At 59.7% G+C, this 22,216-nt stretch carries 13 protein-coding genes and 4 pseudogenes; 8 read left to right on the top strand and 9 right to left on the bottom strand.

Features of this window, described 5'->3' with window-relative positions:
• Nucleotides 1-3: 3 nt before the first annotated feature.
• A complete protein-coding gene (gene trkA, locus P1L41_RS15460; RefSeq protein WP_276296614.1) occupies nt 4-1,335 on the bottom strand; it encodes a Trk system potassium transporter TrkA in 1,332 nt (443 codons plus the stop codon).
• A gap of 177 nt (nt 1,336-1,512) precedes the next feature.
• Between trkA and P1L41_RS15455 the strand changes: the two genes are divergently transcribed.
• The 4 genes from P1L41_RS15455 (at nt 1,513) to P1L41_RS15440 (ending at nt 6,319) form a co-directional block, all read left to right on the top strand.
• Nucleotides 1,513-1,962, top strand: a complete 450-nt coding sequence (locus P1L41_RS15455; RefSeq protein WP_276296613.1) for a universal stress protein — start codon at nt 1,513-1,515, stop codon at nt 1,960-1,962.
• The gene (locus P1L41_RS15450) at nt 1,955-4,195 is read left to right on the top strand and encodes an amino acid permease (protein WP_276298472.1); all 2,241 of its coding nucleotides are present in this window, start codon (nt 1,955-1,957) and stop codon (nt 4,193-4,195) included. The genes P1L41_RS15455 and P1L41_RS15450 overlap by 8 nt, the downstream gene beginning before the upstream one ends.
• 122 nt (nt 4,196-4,317) lie before the next feature.
• The gene (locus P1L41_RS15445) at nt 4,318-5,271 is read left to right on the top strand and encodes a S49 family peptidase (RefSeq protein ID WP_276296612.1); all 954 of its coding nucleotides are present in this window, start codon (nt 4,318-4,320) and stop codon (nt 5,269-5,271) included.
• Nucleotides 5,264-6,319 carry a DUF4350 domain-containing protein gene (locus P1L41_RS15440; RefSeq protein ID WP_276296611.1) on the top strand — a complete coding sequence of 352 codons (1,056 nt, stop codon included), beginning with the start codon at nt 5,264-5,266 and terminating at the stop codon, nt 6,317-6,319. Before P1L41_RS15445 ends, P1L41_RS15440 begins: the two co-directional genes overlap by 8 nt.
• A gap of 58 nt (nt 6,320-6,377) precedes the next feature.
• On the opposite strand, the gene P1L41_RS15435 is transcribed toward P1L41_RS15440, so the two are convergent.
• On the bottom strand, nt 6,378-8,561 hold the full coding sequence (locus P1L41_RS15435) for a PAS domain-containing protein (RefSeq protein WP_276296610.1): 2,184 nt from the start codon (nt 8,559-8,561) through the stop codon (nt 6,378-6,380).
• Between the two features lie 995 nt (nt 8,562-9,556).
• Nucleotides 9,557-9,673, bottom strand: a pseudogene (locus P1L41_RS18750) (HVO_A0114 family putative DNA-binding protein); the annotation flags it as partial.
• Nucleotides 9,674-9,766: 93 nt separating this feature from the next.
• Here P1L41_RS18750 and P1L41_RS15430 point away from each other — a divergent pair.
• Nucleotides 9,767-10,399 (top strand): annotated as a pseudogene (locus tag P1L41_RS15430) (transposase).
• A gap of 342 nt (nt 10,400-10,741) precedes the next feature.
• On the opposite strand, the gene P1L41_RS15425 reads toward P1L41_RS15430, so the two are convergent.
• A complete protein-coding gene (locus tag P1L41_RS15425) occupies nt 10,742-12,253 on the bottom strand; it encodes a flippase (protein ID WP_276296609.1) in 1,512 nt (503 codons plus the stop codon).
• Between the two features lie 24 nt (nt 12,254-12,277).
• Entirely contained in the window at nt 12,278-13,567 is a 1,290-nt protein-coding gene (locus P1L41_RS15420; protein WP_276296608.1) for a hypothetical protein, read from the bottom strand.
• 106 nt (nt 13,568-13,673) lie between these two features.
• Here P1L41_RS15420 and P1L41_RS15415 point away from each other — a divergent pair, with 106 nt between their 5' ends.
• The 3 genes from P1L41_RS15415 (at nt 13,674) to P1L41_RS15405 (ending at nt 17,387) form a co-directional block, all read left to right on the top strand.
• Nucleotides 13,674-15,242 carry an alkaline phosphatase family protein gene (locus P1L41_RS15415; protein ID WP_276296607.1) on the top strand — a complete coding sequence of 523 codons (1,569 nt, stop codon included), beginning with the start codon at nt 13,674-13,676 and terminating at the stop codon, nt 15,240-15,242.
• A gap of 12 nt (nt 15,243-15,254) precedes the next feature.
• Nucleotides 15,255-16,448 (top strand): glycosyltransferase family 4 protein, encoded by a 1,194-nt coding sequence (locus P1L41_RS15410; RefSeq protein ID WP_276296606.1) that lies wholly within the window; start codon nt 15,255-15,257, stop codon nt 16,446-16,448.
• Nucleotides 16,449-16,544: 96 nt separating this feature from the next.
• Entirely contained in the window at nt 16,545-17,387 is an 843-nt protein-coding gene (locus P1L41_RS15405) for a polysaccharide deacetylase family protein (protein ID WP_276296605.1), read from the top strand.
• 35 nt (nt 17,388-17,422) lie between these two features.
• Here the strand turns inward: P1L41_RS15405 and P1L41_RS15400 are convergent, their stop codons facing one another.
• The 4 genes and pseudogenes from P1L41_RS15400 to P1L41_RS15385 form a co-directional block, all read right to left on the bottom strand.
• On the bottom strand, nt 17,423-18,325 hold the full coding sequence (locus P1L41_RS15400) for a methyltransferase domain-containing protein (protein WP_276296604.1): 903 nt from the start codon (nt 18,323-18,325) through the stop codon (nt 17,423-17,425).
• Nucleotides 18,326-18,465: 140 nt separating this feature from the next.
• Nucleotides 18,466-19,305, bottom strand: a pseudogene (locus tag P1L41_RS15395) (IS1595 family transposase).
• A 201-nt stretch (nt 19,306-19,506) separates the two neighbouring features.
• Nucleotides 19,507-20,811, bottom strand: a pseudogene (locus tag P1L41_RS15390) (IS4 family transposase).
• A 130-nt stretch (nt 20,812-20,941) separates the two neighbouring features.
• Nucleotides 20,942-22,171: a glycosyltransferase gene (locus P1L41_RS15385; protein WP_276298471.1), complete on the bottom strand. Its 1,230-nt coding sequence runs from the start codon at nt 22,169-22,171 to the stop codon at nt 20,942-20,944.
• Nucleotides 22,172-22,216: the final 45 nt, after the last annotated feature.

The following is a 22,216-nucleotide window of genomic DNA, read 5'->3' as shown; positions in this document are numbered from 1 at the left end:
GCGTCACAGCGCCGCGCTGGCCTCGTCGAGGACGTCGGTATCGATGAACACGACGACGTGGTCGCCCTCGTGGACGACGGTGTCACCACGGGGGATGACGAGGTTGCCGTCACGTGTGATGGCGCCGATGACGACCCCCGCCGGCAGGTCGGCGACGGCCTCCTGGATTGTCCGGTCCGCGAGGACGCTGTCCGCGTCGACCTCTATCTCCAGTACCTCCGCTCGGTCGGACTCGATGATGGCGACGTTCTCGGCGCCGTGTTCGTGGGTGAACCGCGTTATCTCCTCGGCGGTCACCTCCCGGGGGTTGATGGCGACGTCGATGCCGACGGCCTCGAACAGCTGGACGTACTCGCCGGCGTCGACCACGGCGACAGCCCGGTCGGCGCCCAGGCGTTTCGCCAGCAGCGCAGCGAGCAGGTTCTTCTCGTCGCTATCCAGCGTCGCGACCACGGCGTCGACGGCCTCGATGTGCTCGCGCTCGAGGAATTCCCGGTCTGTCGCGTCGCTCTCGAGGACGGTGGTCCCCGGGAGTTCCTCCGCCAGCTCGCGGGCCCGTTCGGGATCGCGTTCGATGAGCCGCGGGCGGAGGCCCCGCTCCTGGAGCATCCGGGCGGTGTGGAAGCCGATGTCGCTGCCTCCCACCACCAAGACGTCCCGCGCGCTGTCGATGTCGGGCGCCACTTCGTGGGCGAATGTGTGGACGCTCTCACGGCTTCCGATGACGACCACCTTGGTCCCCGCTTCGAGGACCGTGTCCCCGCGCGGGATGATGACGTCGTCGTCGGTCAGGATAGCGGCGAAGGTCAACGACTCGTAGCGGTCGGCCTCGGCGACGGTCTGGTCGGCGACCGGGCTGGCCGCACCGATTTCGAACTCCGCCATCTGGACGACGCCGTCGGCGAACGTCTCGACGTCGCTGGCCGCCGGCAGGCCGATGACCCGCGTGATGGTCTCGGCGGTCATCAGGTTCGTCGCGACCATGTAGTCGACGCCGAAGGCGCCCTTCGAGTGCGACCACGTCTTGAGGAACTTCGCGTTCTTCACCCGCGAGATGGTGAAGGCGTCCGCGACGGTCTTGGCCGTCCCGCAGGTGACGATGTTCGTCTCGTCGTCGTCGGTGCTGGCGATGACCATGTCGGCCGTCTCGATACCGGCCTCGTGGAGCGTCTCCAGTTCGGCGCCGTCGCCCTGCACGCCCAGGACGTCGACCTCGTAGACCAGGCTCTCGACGCGTTCGCCGTCGATGTCGATGACGGCCACGTCGTGGCTATCCGCGAGGCTCTCGGCGATGGTCGACCCGACTTCGCCGGCCCCGACGACTATGACGTACATCGGCGCGCCACCTCGTCGTTCATGTCCACTTCGTTGCGGCGGCCGAGTGAAGTCGGTTTCCATCGGGGCAACCGGTCAGATTCCCGGAGTTTATTAGCGACGCGCCCGGGGAGGTGGGTATGTACCAGTCGCTTACGGCCGTCCGCACACTCGGGACGCCCATCCGGAGGTCACACCATGGCTGACCTGTTAGAGCGTGTCCTCCTGCCCGTCGCGAGCGAGGAGGACGCGGTCACGTCGGCGCGGGCGCTCGCTGCCCAGGCGTACGGCGAGGTCGTCCTCGTCAACGTCGTCGAGAAGGCCGGCGGCGCGATGGACAAGGCCGGCGTCGAACAGCGCGAACTCGCGGCCGAGGAGATGTTCGAGGCCGCGCGCGTCGTCCTCGGTGACGTCGACAGCGAGATATACTACGGGACGGACGTCGTCGACACGATATTCGAGGCGGCCGACGACATCGACGCGTCAGCCATCGTCGTGACCCCGCGTGGCGGGAACCGCTTCATCCGCCTCGTCACCGGCGACGTCGCGCTCGGACTGGTCACTGAGAACGACCGGCCCGTCGTGGTCCTGCCAGACACGGAGCACGCGTCGGACGGCGATGAGGAAGCGGGTACCGACGATGGGTGACGAGGAACTCGCGAAGGACCTCGGCCCGCTCGCCGCGCTGACCATCGGCGTCGGGACGATGATCGGCGCGGGCATCTTCGTCCTGCCGGGCGAGGCCATCCTCAACGCCGGGTCGCTCGCGGCCGTCGCGTTCGTCCTCGGCGGCGTCATCGCCATGTTCACGGCGCTGTCGGCCAGCGAACTCGGGACGGCGATGCCGAAGTCCGGCGGCGCGTACTACTACGTCAACCACGCGCTCGGGCCGCTCTTTGGCTCGGTCGCCGGGTGGGCAAACTGGCTCGGGCTGGCCTTCGCCAGCGCCTTCTACATGGTCGGGTTCGGCCGCTACATCGCACGTATCTTCGGTATCAGCGGGACGCTCGCGCTCGGGCCGGTGTCGTTCTCAATCGTCAAAATCGCCGCGCTCGTCGGCGCGGCGCTGTTCATCGTCGTCAACTACGTCGGCGCGAAGGAGACCGGGCGCCTGCAGAACGTCATCGTCGTCCTGCTGGTCGCCATCCTGGCGGTGTTCACGCTGCTCGGGACGCTCCGGGCCCAGCCGGGGAACCTCCCGGACCCCAGCAGCGTCGTCGCGACGCTGGAGACGACGGGCCTCATCTTCGTCTCCTACCTCGGCTTCGTCCAGATTACGAGCGTCGCCGAGGAGATCAAGGAGCCGGGGAAGAACCTCCCGCGGGCGGTCATCGGCAGCGTCGTCATCGTGACGGTCATCTACGCGCTGGTGCTCGTCATCATGAGCGCGGCCGTCCCGCAGGGCTTCATCGCCGACGTCATCACGAGCGGGCAGGAGAACCCCATCGCCGTCGTCGAGGTCGGTCAGTACCTCCAGGGTGCGCTGATGGGCGGCGCGCTGCTGTTCGGCGGCCTGCTCGCGACCGCGTCGAGCGCGAACGCCTCCATCCTGGCGTCCTCGCGCATCAACTTCGCGATGGGGCGTGACCGCATCGTCACGCCGGCGCTCAACGAGATTCACCCCCGCTTCGGGACGCCGTACCGCGCCATCGGCATCACCGGCGGGCTCATCCTGCTGTTCATCGTCATCGGCGACCTGACGCTGCTCTCGGGCGCCGCGTCCGGCCTCCACCTGGTTATCTACGGCCTGCTGAACTTCGCGCTCATCGTGATGCGCTACGTCGCGCCCGAGGAGTACGAACCGGAGTTCATCGTCCCGCTGTTCCCGCTGCTCCCCATCCTTGGTGCGATACTCTCCTTCGCTCTGCTCGCCTTCGTCGCCAGCGACGCCCTGTTGCTCACCTTCGGCATCAGCGCGGCAGCCGTTGTCTGGTACGTGCTCTACGCCCGCACCCGGACGGAGAAACAGGGTATCCTCTCGCAGTACGTCCTCTCGCGGGCCGACGACCTCCCCGACGTGGCGGTCAACACCGCTGCACAGGTCCAACCCGACGGCGGCGAGTACCGTGTGATGGTCCCGCTCGCCAACCCCGCCCACGAGAAGGACCTCATCACGCTCGCCAGTGCGGTCGCGAAACAGCGCGGGGGGACCGTGGTCGCGTCCCACATCATCACCGTCCCGGACCAGACGGCCCTGGCCAGCGCGGCCGAACGCGCCGACGAGATCGACGCGTCCTCGGCGCAGCTCCTCGAGACGGCCCGGGAGGACGCGGAGACGTTCGGCGTCGACGTCGAGACCCACACCATCCTCTCACATCGCTCCTTCGAGGAGATATTCGACGCCGCCAAGACCCACGACGCCGACCTCGTCGTGATGGGCTGGGGCCCCAACTCCCACGGGTCCCCCGGCCGCGCGGAGTCGGCGATGGACGAACTCACCCAGAGCGTCCCGTGTGACTTCCTCGTGTTGCGCGACCGCGGGTTCGACCCGTCGCGCATCCTCCTGCCGACCGCCGGCGGGCCGGACTCTGACCTCTCGGCCGGCATCGCGCGGATGCTCCAGACAGAGTACGACTCGGAGGTGACGCTCCTCAACGTCGCCGACGACGAGGACGATGCCCGCGAGTTCCTCGAATCGTGGGCGGCCGACCACGAGCTGACCGACGTGACGCTGCGGCCCGAGACGGGCGACGTCGAGACGGCCATCGAGCGCGCCGCCGAGGACGCGACCATGCTCATCATCGGTGCGACCGAGGAGGGGCTGTTGCGCCGGCTCGTCTCCGGCTCGCTCGTCCTCGACGTGGTCGACGACGTGGAGTGCTCGGTGCTGCTGGCCGAGAAACACCGCTCGCGCAGCCTGCTCGAACGGCTGTTCGGGTGAGCCGGCAGTCCCCGCTCCCCGCTTCGCCGTGCGCTGCCACCGGCGTCCCCGCTTTCCCATCGACTACCTTCGCGTGCTAAGTGCTGACGAACCTTTACGTCCCCCACGCCGCTAGTGGCCCCATGGGTATCGTCGACAGAGCAACGCCGGCGACCGTTGCCTCGTATATCGTCGTCATCACCGCCGCCATCGTCGTCGTCGCCACCGTCGCCCCGTTCGTCCTGAGCGCCGTCCAGGTCTCCGGGCCCGACCAGAAACAGGTCGCGGTCATCACGCTCCGCGGGTCGACGGACGACGGCAACGTCAACGCTGTGCGAGACTCGCTCCGGGAGGCGAGACAGAACGAATCAATCGCCGCCGTGGTCCTCCGTATCGACAGCTCCGGCGGCCCCGTGGATTCGAGCGAGGAGTTCTACCTCGCGGTCAACCGGACCGCCCGCGAGATGCCGGTCGTCGCCTACGTCCAGGGCGTCGCGGCCTCCGGCGGGTACTACGGCATCGTGCCGGCCGACGAGATAATCGTCAAGCCCAGCTCGACCGTCGGTAGCGTCGGCGTCATCGTCTCGGCCCCGCTGAGCGCAATCGAGGGCGCCGAGCAACAGGGCGAGACGTTCGTCCGGTCCGGGCCGGATAAGGCACAGGTGAGCCGTGACCAGATCCGCTCCGACATCGAGACGCTCCAGAGCGCCTTCGTCGGGACGGTGATGCGCCACCGGGGCGAGGACCTCTCGGTCCCACAGGAGGAGGTCGAGAACGCCGACGTGTATCTCGGTGCCACCGCCGTCGAGAACGGGTTCGCCGACCGTATCGGCGACAGCGGCACCGCCATCCAGCGCGCCGCGAGCCTCTCCGACGAGATTCAGGGCGACAACTACGGCGTCACCTACGACGATGCCGGCGCTGACGTGACGGTCATCGTCCTCCAGAACAAGGTCGAGCGCGTCGAGGGCGACTTCGTCTACGTCAACCGGACAGGAAAGGCAGAGAGCGAGTTCGTCCAGCCAGTGAAGTACTGGGCCGTCTGGGGCGTCCCGCGTGCCCAGACGAACGGCACGGAGGTGGTGACCGATGGCTGAGGGCCGTCTCGTGACCCTGATCGCGACGTTCATCGCCGTCGTCGTCGTCCTGCTCGCCGCCGTCGCGCTCATCGGGTTCCTCGGGTCCGGCGTGGTCGATACCGGCTCCGGCGACGCCGTCGAGGGTCAGTCGCCGTCGCACTACCAGCCCGACGCGCTCTCGGACCCCCAGGACCCCGAGGACGGCGAGATAACGGTCGAGACGGACGCCGAACCCAAGTCCATCCTCGTCGACACCCGCCACAGCAACGGGTTCTCCGAGGAGGACCTCGAACCGGTCGGCGACGCGCTGTTCGAGGCCGGCCACGAGCTCAACTTCTCGAAGGGGAAGGGCGGTGACCGGTACGACACCACGCTCGAGCGCCACGACGCCCTCCTGGTCATCAACCCGCGGGGCGCGTTCAAGCCGGCCGAACGCGAGGCCGTGAAGGACTTCATGGACGACGGCGGACGCGTGGTGGTCCTCGCCGAACCGACGCAGGCCAGCGTCGGCGGTGGCCTCTTCTCGTCGGTCCGCCAGGTGTCCTTCGGCCCGGAGGAGCTCGCGCGCGCCTACGGCTTCCGCGTCGGCTCCGAGCCGCTGTACAACATCGACGACGACGCCAACGACAACAACTTCAAGAGCATCTACGCGTCGCCACCGGGGAGTGGGGCCCTGCTCCGGGGTGTCGACACGGTCACGTTCGACACGGCCGGCCAGGTCATCGTCCGGAACCCTGGCGAGACGAAGACGCTCCTGACCGCGGCCGAGGGCACGCGGACGCTGGAGACCCGCCGTGAAGGGGCCTACGTCACGGCCGCCCGCAACGGCAGCATGGTGTTCGTCGCCGACTCGGACTTCATCGGCGCCAACGAGGTGTACGACGCCGACAACGAGGTGTTCGTCGGGAACCTGCTCGAGTTCCTCGTCGGCGGCCAGTCGACCTCGGGCGGGTCGGCCGATATGCCTGCTGAGGAGCCGACGAATGAGACTGCGGACAACGAGACGACGGACGACGGGACGACCGACAACGAGACGCCGGTGTCGGAGACACCGACGCCCAGCTGAACCGCCGTTCGCGCTGGTGCGGCGGCGCTGCGCAGTCTGTCTCGTTCCCGGCGTTCTCTCAGTGCGTCTCGCCTGGAGTCGGTATCGTGACCGAGACGACGGTCCCACCCGACGCCCGCTCCTCGAACGCCAGGTCGCCGCCCGAGTGCCGGACGACTAGGTACACCAGCCAGAGTCCCAGTCCGCGTCCGTGGTACACCGCCGACTCGGCGTCGGCGTCCCTGAGGACCTCGACCTCCATCTCCGGGATTCCGGGGCCGTCGTCGACGACGTCTACGCGGACGGCGTCGCCCTCGGTCTCGACCACGAGTTCGACCGTCGGCGTGGCCGCGTCGTTGTGCTCGATGGCGTTCCGGACGAGCTCCTCGAGTGCGAGCGTGAGCTCCGGAATCGCGGTCACGTCCACTGACTCCGGGCCTGACACCGAGACGTCCGCGTCGGGGTACTCCTCGGTCAACTCGGCGACCATCGACTGGAGCAAGTCCATCAGTTCGAACCGCGTCGAAGCCGGTTCCGCCCGGAGGACCTTGATGATCTGTCGCTCTTTCTCGACGTTTCCGAGGAGCGCGACGCTCGTCTGCTCGATGGTGTCGGCGTAGTCCGTCACTGGCGGGTGGCTGTTGTCCTGTATCAACTCCGCCTGCCCCATGATGACGTTCATCTTGTTCCGGATGTTGTGTCGCAGGTATCTATCGAGCAACTGGAGCTGTCGCTGTCGCTCGACGAGCGGGGTGACGTCCTGCTGGAACCCGATGAAGTTCACCACGGTCCCGTCGTCGTCGCGGACCGGTGCGACCTCGAGCCGGTTCCAGTACTGCGACCCGTCGGCGCGGTAGTTCCGGATGGTGACCGAGACCGGCTCCTCGGCGTCGATGGCCCGGCGGAGTTTCGCGACGGTCGCCTCGTCGGTGTCTTCGCCCTGCAGGAACCGACAGTTGCGTCCGAGTGCCTCCTCGCGAGAATAGCCCGTCTGGTTCACGAACCCCTCGTTGACGTAGGTCATCGGATTGTCAGCCTGGGACGGGTCACACAGCACGATTCCGATGGGGGCTTCCTCGACGGCGTTCGTCATCCGCTGGAGCTCCATCTCCCGCTCCTTCCGGTCGGTGACGTCTTGTATCGACCCGCGCAGACGAACGACTTTGCCGTTTTCGTACTGTGGTTCGACGACCGTTCGGACCCAGCGAGGGGGGCCGACCCCATCGCCGACCCGGAGCTCGAGGTCGAACGGTTCCCCCTGTTCCATGGCGCGTTCGAACGCGGTCTGCAGCACCTGGCGGTCCTCTGGCGCGAACTGCTCGAAGGTTGTCGCGAGCGTCGGCGTGACGGCACTGGGGACGTCCAGGATGTGGTACACCTTCCGCGTCCAGTCGAACTCCGCCGTCTGGAGGCTGTACTCCCACGCGCCGACGTCCGCGAGGTCCTGAGATTTCTTGAACAGGTCGACCTGCTGCTCCAGCGTCTTCGCCTGGATGTGCCGCAACGTGATATCTTCGAGAACCACGACGGCGTAGATGATGTCGCCCGACTCGTTTCGAATCGGGGCCACGTTCGCAGAGGCCCAGATGTCGTCGCGGTCGGCCCGCTCGAGGACGAACTCGTAGCCGTACACCGACTCACCGGTCTCGAAGACCGTCGTCAAGGGGCGCTCCGCCGGTGGAATCTCGGTCCCATCGGCCCGTACTGCCGTCCAGTCGCTGCTGTCGTACCGCTGCCCGACGAGTGCCGTGGGTTCGACGTTGAGCAGCGTTCCTGCACGTTCGTTCGCCCGGACGACCGTCCGGTTGGGTTCGACGACGAGCTTCGCGAGCGGACTCGACTCGAAGATCAACTCCGTCAACTGCTGTTCTTCGCTCAGTTCGCGTGAGAACTCCCGCATCCGGAGCAGGTTCTCGACGCGAACGCTGAGCTCCGCCTTCGACATCGGGACGCTGTATATCGAATCGACGTACTTCGACAGCGTTTCTTCCAACGCCTCCGGGGAGTTCGGGACCTCGCTCTCCGTGAGCAACGCGACGGGCGCGAACACCGGCGACTGCTCGCTGTGCCACGTGGCGAACCGCTCTGCTGACCGTTCCAGCGCGGACTCCCCGATGATACAGAGGTCCGTCCCGTCGGGCACCGCGCCCGAGAACTCGAACACGTCGTACTCGGTGAACAGTTTGCTGAGCAGTTCCCTGTCCTTGTCCCGCTCTACGTCGAGTCCGATCCGGACTGTCGTTCGGGGATGGTTCAGGGACATCTGTTGGACGTATTCTCCGTGTCGTCACCGTCCCCCCGGGCTCCCGATCCCGAACCGGCAGCACCCGGTCCGCGGTCGTAAACGAGCTGTTCGCCCGGCTGGAATCTGTCGTCTGTTTCGACACATCGCGTTCGCAGCAACCGCTCTGAACCACTGTGGTGCTCGCTCGGCCCGTCGCTCGCGGTTCCTCGCCGGTTCGCACGATTTCTGGGACCCGATCTGGCCCCTTCGAAGCCACTGCCCGCCGTCTCGCTATCTAGCACGCCGTTATCGAGGCCCTGTTCGAGCCACGGTAATCCAGATGGTACGTCTTCGGAACGAGACGACCCCATAACAACTGTTAGCGGGTTGAATTAGTTAAACTACCGGCCGGATACTCTCTACTACCGGTGCACTGATGTACTCTCTCGAAGACCCTCTTTGCGCTCGTTTCAACCGAATTAGCAGCCTCGTCGTCGGTTGGTGCGTGACTGAGTGACGTTTATCTCGACAACAATCCTCTAACTTACTAGAGTGGTAACTGGAAAACTGAATCTCTACCGGATGTGTAGGCCGATTTTTGATACTCGCTTCGATAGGTTGCTCGGCTAGGTGCATGTAGAATCGTTCCCGATGGCCGATCAAGTGGGCGTTGCCTCGTGGCACCTCCCATTCAACGACTGTGTGGACCTGGGCACAGATGAATCGCTGTTTGCCCTGGGGTCCTACACGGGGCCCCTGAATCGATTTGCGAATTAGGCATCTCTTCGGAAGTTAGCGCTCCGAACGGTCACAACTGGACTAGAACGGGCCGTCCGCGAAAATAGGGGGGAGGGGAATTCTGCGCTTGATTACCCGAACATCTGGCGCATCATAGTCATAATGTGATAATACTCTGAACATAGACCTAAGAATTGCTGGTATTGGCGAACTCTTGAAACCTGTTATGAGACCAGTCTGTGGCGCGTAACAATAAACCGTATGTTGAGAGCGACAGAGCCGATAACTCCGAATTATTACGGCACGGCAGTGGCCGTGTCGTCAGCCTCTGGATCGAACGGGAGGTTGATGACGAGTTTGTCGAACCAGACGACCGGGCGCTTACTTTGACCGTCTTCCTCGAAGAAGATGATATGCCTTGTTTTGCCACTGATTGACGGCAGCTTCAGACCCTCTCACAGAAAGATTCCGTCAGACTAACCGGGAAATGGACGCCGTCTGACGATATGGCATCGCTCAGACGGCTCGCACGGATGTGTCGAAATCTTGCCAAACAGCACGTTGACGATCCGGACGTACCCGCCGCGCCGGACGGCGCGGACGGGTACGCCAAGTGGGTACAGATCGCGTTAATTTTGTACCGTGTTGAACTGGGGAAGAGTCTCCGCGAGACGGGAGATTACCTCAACGAGATGCCCGGTGTTCTTGCTGTATTCGATCTCGACGAGGCACCCCACTACAGCTCGCTCTGCCGATGGGAACAAGAGTACCGGATACGTGAACTCCCTAGCGATCAAGGACGTTCACTACACGACGCAGAAGGCGTGGGACGGCCACATCGGGATACAGGTCTTACGCCGGAATGCGGAAGACCTGCGTGTGTTGTCTGCTGACGCGAACTACTCGTGGAGCGACCTCCGCGAGGAGTGTCGCTCCAACTCAACGCGACCGTTGATCAAGCACAGGGAGCAGACACCGTTGTAGAAGGCTCACAACGCCCGACTGAACGATGACTACAACCAGCGCTGGATGCGTGAAACCGGCTTCTCGCCGCTGAAGGAAGACGAAGGCGAGAAGCTCCGCTCCCGGAGCTGGCACGAAAGTGTATCGTCCATAACCTGACGCAGGCGGCGAGTTAGGGCTCGCCGCCTGCTCCCCTTCTCCGGACGTATCCGGGAGAGGCATCGCCGTCGTCCGAAACAATGGAGCAAGATGATATAGTTTTGACCCTTCAGCAGACACCGTGAGTGGCGGCTACTGCATCTTCTGAGTTCAAAAACTCGCCTCTGGCGCTGTGAAACTGTAGAAAATTGACCCTATCCCGACGCTGTCTTGCGTTCAACAAGGCATTCGGTGTTCTACGTTAGGAGAAGACAGTGGTCTTTGAGAAGGTGTTCAACGGATACAAGTCCCAGATATACTCAGAGATAGAGAATTGACACACTCCTGACACCCAAATGGCCTCTGCTGCTGCCGATACGCTAATAATCATCAAACAACTGGCTTCGGTATTCGTCGATAATCTGCCGCTCCTCCACTGAGGGGATGCTCGAGACGAAATACGCTATTAAGAACACAAGCAGGGCAAGGAGATAGACCGAGAGAATCAGTCCGAACCCGCCGAACACTGAACTAAGGGCAGTATATGATATACCAATAATAGGTAAGTATATGAAATATGTTAGCAAATTATCTATCGTAAGTGGGGTGATTCGATAGTCCCTGTACAACTGAATTGAGACTAACGAATTTCCGATGGCGTACGACACCGCTGTCGCAACCGCTGCCCCCACGATCCCTATTCGGGGGATGAGCCAGATATTGAGGCCGACATTAATCACGGCGTTCACCACCGTACTGAATAGGAAGAAATCGGATTGGCCGAGCATCTTCAGGGTCCCGCCATTAATACCGAGGCCGACGTGGAAAAAGAACCCGAGCGCCAGTATCACTAATGCTGTTGAGCCAGTGCTGTATTCGGTTCCAAATATAAAACGCAGGAAGATTTCGGGTTCGATTACCAGCAGAATCAATCCAGGTAATGTCAGGATGACGATCCATCTGGCGACGATCGCGTATATCTTGGGTATCTCCTGCACTTTATCGCTCGCTTGCAGGTCCGATATAACTGGTGTGAAAATCACGCCCATAATAGTTGGCGCAATAAATACGAGCCTGCCTAATGGATATGCCGCACCGTAGATACCCACTTGATCAGAGGTAAGGAACGCGCCAATCAGAATCGTGTCCAACGAACTGTTAATGAATGACATACTATTGGCGAAAAGCAGCGGAACCGAAAACCGCAACAGGTTCCTGTACTCAACATCGGACGCGTTGGGAATCCCGAAGACAAGATATACGTAGGACGCACCGAGGAGGGTCATAAATGCATACCCGCCAACATATGCCCACCCGATACCAATCGTTCCGAACCCAAGAACGATTGCACCACCAATAAACAGGACCCGTGAGACCGGAAAAGAAATGTTCTCGATGAGGTTTTTCGACCTCGCGTCTTTCATACCCCGGGCAATCGAGGCACCAAGCTGACCGAGAACAGCTAACGGTACGCCGACGGCAACTATCTTCAGAAGGGGTGCCATCTGGGGGTCGTTAAAAATACGCATGGCCAGAACATCGGAAAACAAAAACAAGAGTACGGCAAACACGGCACTGGCGACGCCAGTCAGACGGACTGACGCGGTAACGACCCTGAGCTGATCGCTCTTATTATCGTGTCGTGAAAGATATCGAACCACACCGGTTCGGAGCCCTAACGTTCCGACGACCGTAACCATACTCAGCAACGAAATCGCCAAGATAACCTGCCCATATCGACTTGGATCGAAGAATCGAGCAATCAGGACTTTCTCACTGAGCCCAGCAAGCCGCATTATGATAATTCCAAGGAAAGAGACTACTGCCCCCGTCAGAATATCGCGCAGCGGGGCCCTGATAGATCCAACCGTGGCGTCAAGTTTGTCAGGCATAATGGCTGAGAACTATGATAACGGTCACTGTTCTCTTCGCATAACCACTCTTACTTCAGGTAGTTTGAGGGTTAGCAGTACCAACGGGAGGAGAAGGATGAGTAGGTATTTAATCCTGTTGATAGGTGCGAGGAAGCCCTGAATCAAACTCCGGCCTAACAGGCCCGAAGACACTGCAAACAACACCACGGTCAGTGGTGTCTTCTGGATTCGAACGAACGCAATAAACACGGTTTGTAATAGAACACCCCAAATGAAGAGGCCAACTAGACTGAGGCCACCGAAGGAGAGATACAGTTTGCCAATAATTGTAGGCGGGAGAAATCCGCCATCCCCAGCAAACACCGTATCATACAATTTCCCGCCGAATGATTGGCTGTGTCCGTATCCGGGCAAGACTGAAACAAATCGATCCAGAACGAATTCTACACCGAAGTAGCTGTAGGTTCTCGGGAATGCAGTGAAAATGTAATTCACACCCGTTGCCTGCGACAAGAAAATACGATTTCGAAGGTGTTTCGCGCTCGCAATGAGCATACTTTCGAACGCACCGGGTCGCGGATTCCGAATAAGCGATATTCCAAGAAAGAACGGAATGACAACCAGTGCACTCACTAACAATATGCGCGTCATCTCGGAGTATTTCCTGAATTGCAAATAGGAGATCAGACAAATAGTCCAGATTCCAAAGTCAAGTACTGGAAATCGCCGAGACGTCAGTATCATAAACACCAAGGTAGCTCCGAGGGCGATGATTCCGGCACGCCAGATGAGCGATTCTTGCTGTGCGTACCCATAGACCAGCGTGAGAAGAGTGATAAACGGCAAGTAGAGCGTTATGCCGACCATCGGCCAGGAGTGAGCGGCAGCCCAAGCTTGGAATGAGATAGTAGACAGTAGCGGTGACCCGGAACGTAGATACACGACTGCGATCCACAGTATCAGTACACCGGCTATCGCCAGAACCCCTTTATGTACATTGCGGTTCATATAGGGCTCCGGTTTTTTGCTCGCATATTTCTTGGTCTCTTTGAATGATTCAAATTCCAATAGGTGATTTGGAATGACTGTCCCGAGTGCGAACGCGAAAATCGCGCCGCCCAGAATGAGGGGATGGCTCTCTACAGGAACCGCATACGATAATGTGACACCGTAGTGGATGAGAATAGTCCCAACATATATAAAAACGACAAACAATCCATAGAAGATCCCGGTGGGGGAAACGAAGCCAAAGAATCCACTGGAACTCAAGATCATCAGTCCGGAACCGATGACAAAGAGTATTCCAAGTACTAATTCCAGGGACGGTAGCATCTATTACTGGGCAAGGAATCAAGTGGCTGTAAACGTTGTCGTTTTTGATGCTATGAATCAGAGATACTTGCGAATCCTCAAGTAGCGTCGCAATAGATACCGTCGTATGACTGAGCGGATCGCGTTGATAGGGCTAGACGGCGCGACTTGGGATCTTCTCCGCGGCTGGCTTGAGGACGACACCCTCCCGAATCTCAAGCGTGTCTATGAGGACGGCTTCTCCGGAACGCTTAAAAGTACGATTCCGGCGAATACCAGCCCTGCTGTTCAGAGCCTCTACACTGGGTGTGACCCGGCGACACTGGGCTTGTTCGGATTCCAGAAACCGGATGGTACGACCATCTCACTGCAGGACGTGACCGTCCCGAAACTCTGGACGGTCCTAGGCGAGCACGACCGAGCGTCCTGCATCGTGAACGTCCGGACCACGTTCCCTCCCGACCCGGTCAACGGCGTCATGTTGAGTGGGGACCCGATGCCGGGAGAAGACTCCGACTACGCCTACCCGCCGGAGCTCAAACAGGAGGTTGCCGGCTTCCGCTGTCAGGAGAAGGACGACCGGATGCACAAGGACCTGGTCCCTCCTTATGAGCACAACGAAGAGGTGTTGCAACACGCCAAAGATATCTTTACCCATCGGTTCGGAACATTCCGAGAACTGGCAGCCGATGGTGACTACGACTTCCTGATGTACTGGATCGGCGAGACGGACTTCCTCCAGCACCGGCTCTGGAACAACACCGACGACCTCACAACATTCTACGAGGTACTCGACGAGAAGCTCGGCGAGTTCCTCGCGGAGTTCGACGGCACGGTCATCTTCCTGAGCGACCACGGGTTCGAAGGTCCTCCCACAACGGTCTTCTACCTTAATGAATGGCTCCGGCGGGAAGGCTATCTCACTGTCCCAGGCGGTCGCGTGGGAGCCCGACTGCTCGGCATCGGCCAAAACTTCGCGAAGCAGTATATAAACAAGGACCTGCTGATGCGGGTCCTGTACTTCCGCCAACAACGGATGGGTGATTCCGCCACCGATACCGACGCCGACGACCACACTCTCGGCATCAATAAGCCCCACCTCCAGATACCCGGCATTAGTTCACGGTCAACCGCACAGCTCGCGACGAATTGTGGTATCGAGATCCGTCCAGATGAGGACCAACGGTCCGTTGCAGATGACATCAAATCTAAACTCGTATCGCTCACCGACGACCAGGGGACCCCCGTTATGAAAGAAGTCTTCCACCGAAGTGAAATCTACGACGAGGGGCCGTACTTCGACGATATTCCGGACCTGTTGTTCCAAGCATCGGAGCATGTGACTGTCAATACGGAGTTATCGAGTACCGTCTTTGAGACGATTCCGTCCGGCAACCGGTCGGGACGTGGTCGTCACGTCTATGCACGCAACGGCGTGATATTTGGGTCGGGGCCAGCCGTTAAATCCGCACGGGGGATCGAGGCGGACATTACGGACGTAACGCCGACAATCCTCCACCTGTTCGGGCTCCCCGTTGCCGAGACGATGACCGGGTCCGTCATCACGGAAATTTGTCCGGACAATGGCGCGAACGTGCAATCGGACAGCTATATCAGCGAATCCGGAATGACACGGATCGACGAGGGGGAACAGGAAGAGATGGAAGAGTGGCTTGAGGACATGGGCTACATCTGAGCCCGCCGCGTGATGGTCGAGTCGTTACACCTCGGGATATTCAACGCGAACACGCTGTACCGCGAGGACAGTGGCTACACGACTGACGGCAGCGTGGTGAAGCTCTACCAACGGTGGGAGACCTATTTCGAGAATGTAGACCTCTGTTCACCGGTCGTCACGGGCAAGGGAAGCGGGAGTGTCGATGTCGGGTCGGCATTCCATATCGTCTCACTCACCCAGTGGCGGAACCCTTGGACGCTTCGGACACTCGAACTACCCATACTACTCCGTGACATCTGGCGGGCGTTCGACGATCGCCATCAGGAGTGGGATTTCGTCTTGATTCCGACGACAAACATTTTTGGGCAGGCCGTGTATGCAGTGGCCTCGGTGTTCGATGTTCCCGTGGTCGTGTACCTCCGTGGAAACGTGACCAACGAGGTCCTCGGTGGGCACGAAGGCGTCGCCAGAGTGGTCGCAACTTTGTGGATCCAGTACCTGGACTACGCAGTGAATCACATCGTTCGGGATAGTGCGGTACTCACTGCCGGCGACGAATTGAAACGGGAGTACGAAGCGCTGGCCGGGCGTATCGAGTCGATAGTCCCCTCTCTCGTCAATCGCGACGACATCGTTACCCCGGATACACGGATCTATCCGGATAATGACGACCCGATCAGATTACTCTATCTCGGTCGCCTCATTGAGTACAAACGCGTACAGGATGTGCTGGCGGCGATGGCCAAACTCCGCTCCCGTCCACGTGCGTACGAGTTAGAAATCGTCGGTGACGGGCCCTACCGGGAGGCACTTGAACGGACGGCCGATGACCTTGGTATCGCGGAGGACGTGACGTTCACGGGATACGTGAGCCACGAGAACGTGTACGATGCGTATGACCGCGCTGACATCTTCGTACTCCCGTCGAGCAGTGAAGGCTCTCCCAAGACCGTCCCCGAGGCGCTCGCTCGGGGCTGTCCGATCGTGGCGAGTGCGGTTGGGAATCTTCCGTCACTACTCGCCAACGAGACCGGAATCACCTACAACCCAGGAGATGTCGACGCATTGGTTGATGCACTAGACCGGCTAGGCACTGACGAGGAGTATTGGAAGACGTTAGTCAGACGTAGCGTGGCACGGGCGAGTCAGTTCAGAGCTGAAACGCATGTACAGGCGATCGAACACGTGCTCTCGGACACGTACCCCGAACTGGGCGATTTCTGAGAGGCGACGTGACCGTCACGTAATGTGACTGGACAGACTTCCCGAGAGCGGTGTTCTCAACAGATATTTATCTGGGTGGGGAACAAGGAAAAGTGAATGGAGCCAATCGACGTTGCCATCACTTTCGACATCGAGCGCGACACGTCGATCGAAGCCGTGATGCCGAAGATTATCCGGCTCTTCGAACGATACGACGCTGTCGGGACGTGGTTCCTGAAACACGACTATACCGACCAGTTCACCGAATACACTGGCGCCGTCGTCGAGGACTTCCCAGATATCGCTCGTGCCCTCGCCGATGTGGGGGAGATCGGGACGCACATTCACTTCCGTGACGTCGATGGAACCTTCTCGATGGCACCAAATCTGCAGCGAGACCTCCTCGAGCAGGCCACCGAATCCCTCCGCAGTCGGGGGTACGACGCCACGTCGTTCCGGGGTGGAAACCTGTGTGCAGATGCAACGACACTGGATATTCTTGAGGATCTGGACTATGCGGTCGATAGTTCCGTGCTCCCGGGCCACTACCGTGAACTTCCGGATGGCGTCGTGGTTGATCATCGTGGCGAAGTTGGCAATCGACCGTATAGGCCGGCTCGAGAGTCCCATACGACCCACGGCGACCGGGCCCTGCTGGAGGTTCCCGTCTCCGGTCTCTCCCCGCTTGACTCGATTTCAGTCGATCGGTCCCTCACAGGCGTATACAACCGGGCCGCCGACCACCGACCGCTGGACCGGTTGCTCCCCCCGATGTACCACCTCTGGGGGCGGATGAGCCGCGCACCCATTGTCCTGCTGTTCCATGATCACGAGTTCGGGACTGATGATGGGAGCCTTGTCGTACTTGAGCGATTCCTTCACTCGGTCGCTACATCCCCGTGGTTCCAGTTCGCTACGGTCGGTGATATCGCGGCCGGCCGGCGGTCTAGGAGCCAGTAATTGTCTATGCTGGCGCATCCTCGGAGAACTTCTGCTTAGTTAATAGCAATAATCTTGAAACTCCGACCGAGGAGAATGTCTTCAGAGTCGACACCGGTCTCCGCTCGAACTGTGTCAGTGACCTCGGCGTCCTCCCAGATGAATAGGTCGCGGTTCTCCGTCGGGAGGGTCAGATCCGCGTCGTACTTGACCAAGTGGTTGCTCCGGTCGGAGAGGTAGATGTGCACTTCATCGAACAGGGACGCGAACGTCTCAAAGATGGCCTCGTAGTCGTCCGGCCCAAATAAGCCGAGTTCCGCAGGATCCCAATCACGGAGGTGTGCCCACGGCCGGGGTACGCTGTCCTCGAAGGCAGGATGGGTACAATTGGGGGTATTGTAGCCGTGCAGCGACACCTCGTTCCGGAAATTCATGTTCACGTACCCATCCGAGGATACGACCCGGGCAATCTCTTCGATTATCTCCTCGTAGTTGTTGATGAGGTGGAATGCACCGTTTGAGTAGAAGGCATCGAACGAGTCGGCATCGTACGGAAATTGTTTCCCATCGTACGTGTCCGGCCGTGTGTATTCCGGGGTCGGCTCCTCGTAGGCGAACCAGTCAAGATATCGATAGTAAACCTTCGCACTCAAGTAGCGGAACAGCCCTCTGGGGACACCTGCATCCGTGACCTGCTTGGCGAGTGGGTCTGTGTAGAAGACATCGATGATATCAAGACCAGTGGCAGTATTGGCCCGACCGTCGAGAAGTGCGACAGTGGGATAGTGATAGCCACAGCCAAAGTCCAGCACACGACAGTCCGAGAGGTCGGCACCGCCGATTGCTTTATGTTCAGCTATGTATTTCCGATAGACTGAAAAGTAATCGTGATAAGCTGTGTAGCTCTGCCGTCCGATATTGTGTAGTGCTCGTTTAGTAGTTCCAATAGTATCGTTCATATCTGGATTCGTGGAAGACACGTCGCTTCGTTTAATCGCTTCAGCGGATAGACTCTAGTATCTCACTTCAGTTGTTCGGTTACTGATTTCGGTAGGGTGGGCTCTCTTAATCGCTTACCGTTAAGAGATTGTTGATGAAGTCATAGTGCGGTTTTGAGGGTGATTTTGAGTGCTTCGTCGTCGTGTTTGCGGCGAACGCGCTGGCATAATTGAAGTCCTCTTAGATACGGCGTGAGCTTGTCTTTGGAGACGCCTCTCGCATATGCTGACGTAAAAGTCGTCACCAGCGTATTCGCCTTCGCCGTGGATGAGTACTCCCGGTCGAAGGCATCGTCCTCATCGAGTGGGTCGTAGGCTCGAAAGCCGTCAGTGTAGACCGTTAGCGGCTCCTGTTGGCGGTTGCTAAGCAGGAGTCGAATCGTCAATTTGTCGGAGGTTTTTGCCGAGTGAATGTACGTCTCTCCAGTACCACGATCGGCGAGGATGAACACCGGCAGCTTGTCCTTGTGGTACGTTCCACGTCCACGCTTAGATAGGCCACGCGAGCACGATCGATCGTCGCGCTCGCGGCCTTTTTTTCTGAAGACACTTACAGTTCGTCGATCTCCACCGGGCCGTCGAGCTGTGATCGAGGCGCGTCCAGCGCTTCCTGCGGTCGCTGGACGCGCCGATAGACCGTTTTGTAGGTGACGGCGATTTCAGTGTCCAGTTGCCGAATACTGGCGTTCAGCCGGATGTGAGTGTAGACTGTGAGATACCGCTTCCTGAGCGGTATCGTCGAGTACCCGAAGACCGTGTCAGTCTTACCTTTGAACGTCTGGCCGCAATCCTTACACATATACCGTTGATAGAGCCGATTGCTGCCGTACCGAATCGGTGATTCGGCATAGCGGCGGGGGAAATAGACGCCGTCACCCCAGCGAATCTGTGCCAGCAGATTTGCGGACCGACGCTCCGAGGAACGTCTTCAATAGGAACATCGTTCGTCGGGTGGCGCGGCCGCGCTAACTTTGCCCGCTTTGAACTCCACCTACGCCTGAGAACTCACCGACAATCCTCTACACAAGAGCGTTCCTTTTTATTTTTGTAGACTCCACTCGTTTCGCGCTCCTCGGTTTGGTTCTGGAAATCTTCGGCAAATACAAGAGGCGTACGATTGGTTCGCCCCCATGCGTCTTTAGCTAAGCCTCACCCCTCGGTTGTGTAGCGTTAGCGAGCGTCTCCTGTAGTATCGGTCGGTGGCTGTGGATTTTCTGTGCATCTTCGATAAGGCGCTCCAACAGCGGCGGTGGCGAGTAGCCGAGGTAGTCACCCAGATCGTCGAGGATGAGCTGGGCGTGCGACCGGAAGGTCGCCGCCCAGCGCCCTGGTGGAAAGACAGCGTCATCATCGGCGCACTCTGTGACCAGCGACAGCAACTCACGGCTCACTAACAGCGACAACAGCGCTGCATACACCAGGATCTTCACAACGTGCTCTTTCGTTGTGTCGAACTCATCCAATCCGTACTGCGTCTTGAGCTCCCGAAACAACCGCTCGACAGCCCACCGACACTGATAGATCGTCGCTAAATCTTCCGGGAGAAACTCCTCACGCGGGAGATTCGTGATGTAGAGATGGTAGTCGTCGGCGTCCTCATCGCGGACGCCGACGACACGAAACCGCTTGGTGTCCAGCGACCGCGTTCCGTTGTACGGCCCGCGCTTGAATTCAGCCTCGACTTCTACATCGATGTACTTGCGATAGATATCGTCAACGACATCGTGGATCTTCTCGCCTTCTAAGGGAATGGCGTCGTACCACGCCATTCCCGTAACTCATCCGTTACAACCGGATTTGCGTCGGGTTTCAGCCGACTCACGAAGTAGCCATCGTTCTCGTCGATCAACGCGAACCGCTGGTACTTGAAGTACGCCTGGTCGAACAGTACCAGCCGCTGTTCGAGCCACGAGCCAGTGTTAAACTCCGTGCTGTCGTGGGCTTTCTCGTCGGTGATGCTGAACCGTTCCAGCATCTGTTCGGTTGGGTTATGGAGCAGGTGGAGCCGTGCTCCAGCCTGCTCCTCGTTGCGCGCTTCGAACTCATCAGAGAGGAACTGATGCAGGCGCAACACCGTCCCATCAGCAATCATCACGTCCCTGAATCGGTCGAACTCATCAGTTACCGTGTGTGGGACAGCGACCTCGTCGAGGCCGTACTCGACGAGGTCGCGGAGATACTCGGCCAACGACGGCGTCAATCGCTGGTAGTAGCCACCGGGAGACAGTGATTCGTCGGCTGTGGAGTTGTAGCTCCGTCGGAACGCTGCGAGCGTTCGGCTCTCGCCGGTGGCGAAGCCGAACGCAAACGACCACACGAGAGGCGGGATCTGGGCTTTCCTCTCGTTCGATCACGCCGACAGCCTCGGCGTGATCTTCCAGAACAGCAGAGGGAAAGAGGGTAGTGAGCCGACGTTCAATCTGATCTGAGGAGGGAGTGTTGGACACACTCGATCCCTCCTCAATCCTCTCGAAAAGATGCCTCGATAAGCCGCTACTGTCAGGCGGTTCTTCGCTTAGCTAAAGACGCATGGGTTCGCCCCATCCCGATTCAGCTGTCTGGCGGACTTTTATGACTTCAGCTCTGGGGATCCGACTTGCAGAGCGCTCTTGAAAGGATTTCCAGCAGTCGCTGTCTGTTCGCTTCAAAAGTCAATTGTGTCGCGGTTTTCTGCCCCTCCGTCGCGAGATGAAATCGAAGGTTAGCGTCCTCCCTTACCGTTTCGATGGTGTCCATAAGGACATCCACGTTTCTCGGGTCAACCAGCATACCATTTCGACCATGGTCGATCAGTTCAGGGAGTCCACCCACCGCCGTCGTGACGACTGGTAAGCCACGGGCCATCGCCTCCGCGACGACTCGAGGAAGCCCCTCCGTTTGTGAGGGCAACACAAAGATATCCGCGTCATCGAAGTATGCCCACAGGTCCGGGCCCTTCGGGACGAACCCGTGGAATGTTACCGCGTCGGTGATACCCAACTGGGCTGCTAACTGCTTGAGCTGGGTAGCACTCGGCCCGGACCCGACAACGTGGAGGTGGACTGTATCGTCTCTCGTATCGAGTCGCTGGAAGCCACGCAACAAGTCGTCTATTGCCTTCTCCTCGGAGAGCCGGCCAACGTAGAGCAGGTCTGTGGCATGATCGGAGACGGTTGGTTCATCAACAAGCAACTCCTCGGGGACGAGCGGTGTGATGACGTGGGCGCTGTCGGCGTCGTAGCCGTACCCCCCGATGGCGTCCGAGAGGTCACCGATCGTAAGTAACACGACATCATCGTTAAACGACATCTGCCCGAAGAGTTGGTCGTACGCTTTGATTGGCGTCCCGATCAGCAGACTACGCAGTAGTGCTCCATCGGTTCTAGCCGCGACCGTCTTGCGTTTGTCTCCTCGCATGAGCAGGAAATGGGGTTTCCCGTAGACGTAGTAGGAGATCGGCACAGTAATCGCGCCAAGTGTACTCGGTGCGACCGTTCCGATGATGTCGGCCTGACGAACCGGCTCGGACCGGACGATATGCAGGAGACGTGGCACCACACGATGGATCGATCGGAGCAGGTCGGTCGGGCCATGGTAGAACGGAAGATGGATGATGCGCACGTTCGCAGGTAGATCGAGCGTCGTTCTCCCGGTACCCTCCCCAACGGGCAAGCAGATGTGGAGTTCCTTGAAGATGCTGCTGGCCTTGAAGAGGAAATCGATAAGATTCGTGTAGTCCGAACTGTACTGGTCGGTCGCTGGGTCGTACTTGATTTGCTGATTCACGAACAAGACTGCCCGACACTCCGCGAGTGGCTTCACAAGCATCACGTGGCAACCTCATTATATCGGTTCTTTTCCTCAAGGAACGGG

Source organism: Haloarcula ordinaria (assembly GCF_029338275.1).
GTDB lineage: Archaea > Halobacteriota > Halobacteria > Halobacteriales > Haloarculaceae > Haloarcula > Haloarcula ordinaria.
The sequence above is the reverse complement of the archived record's forward strand: the minus strand, read 5'-3'. Positions and strand labels throughout refer to the sequence as shown.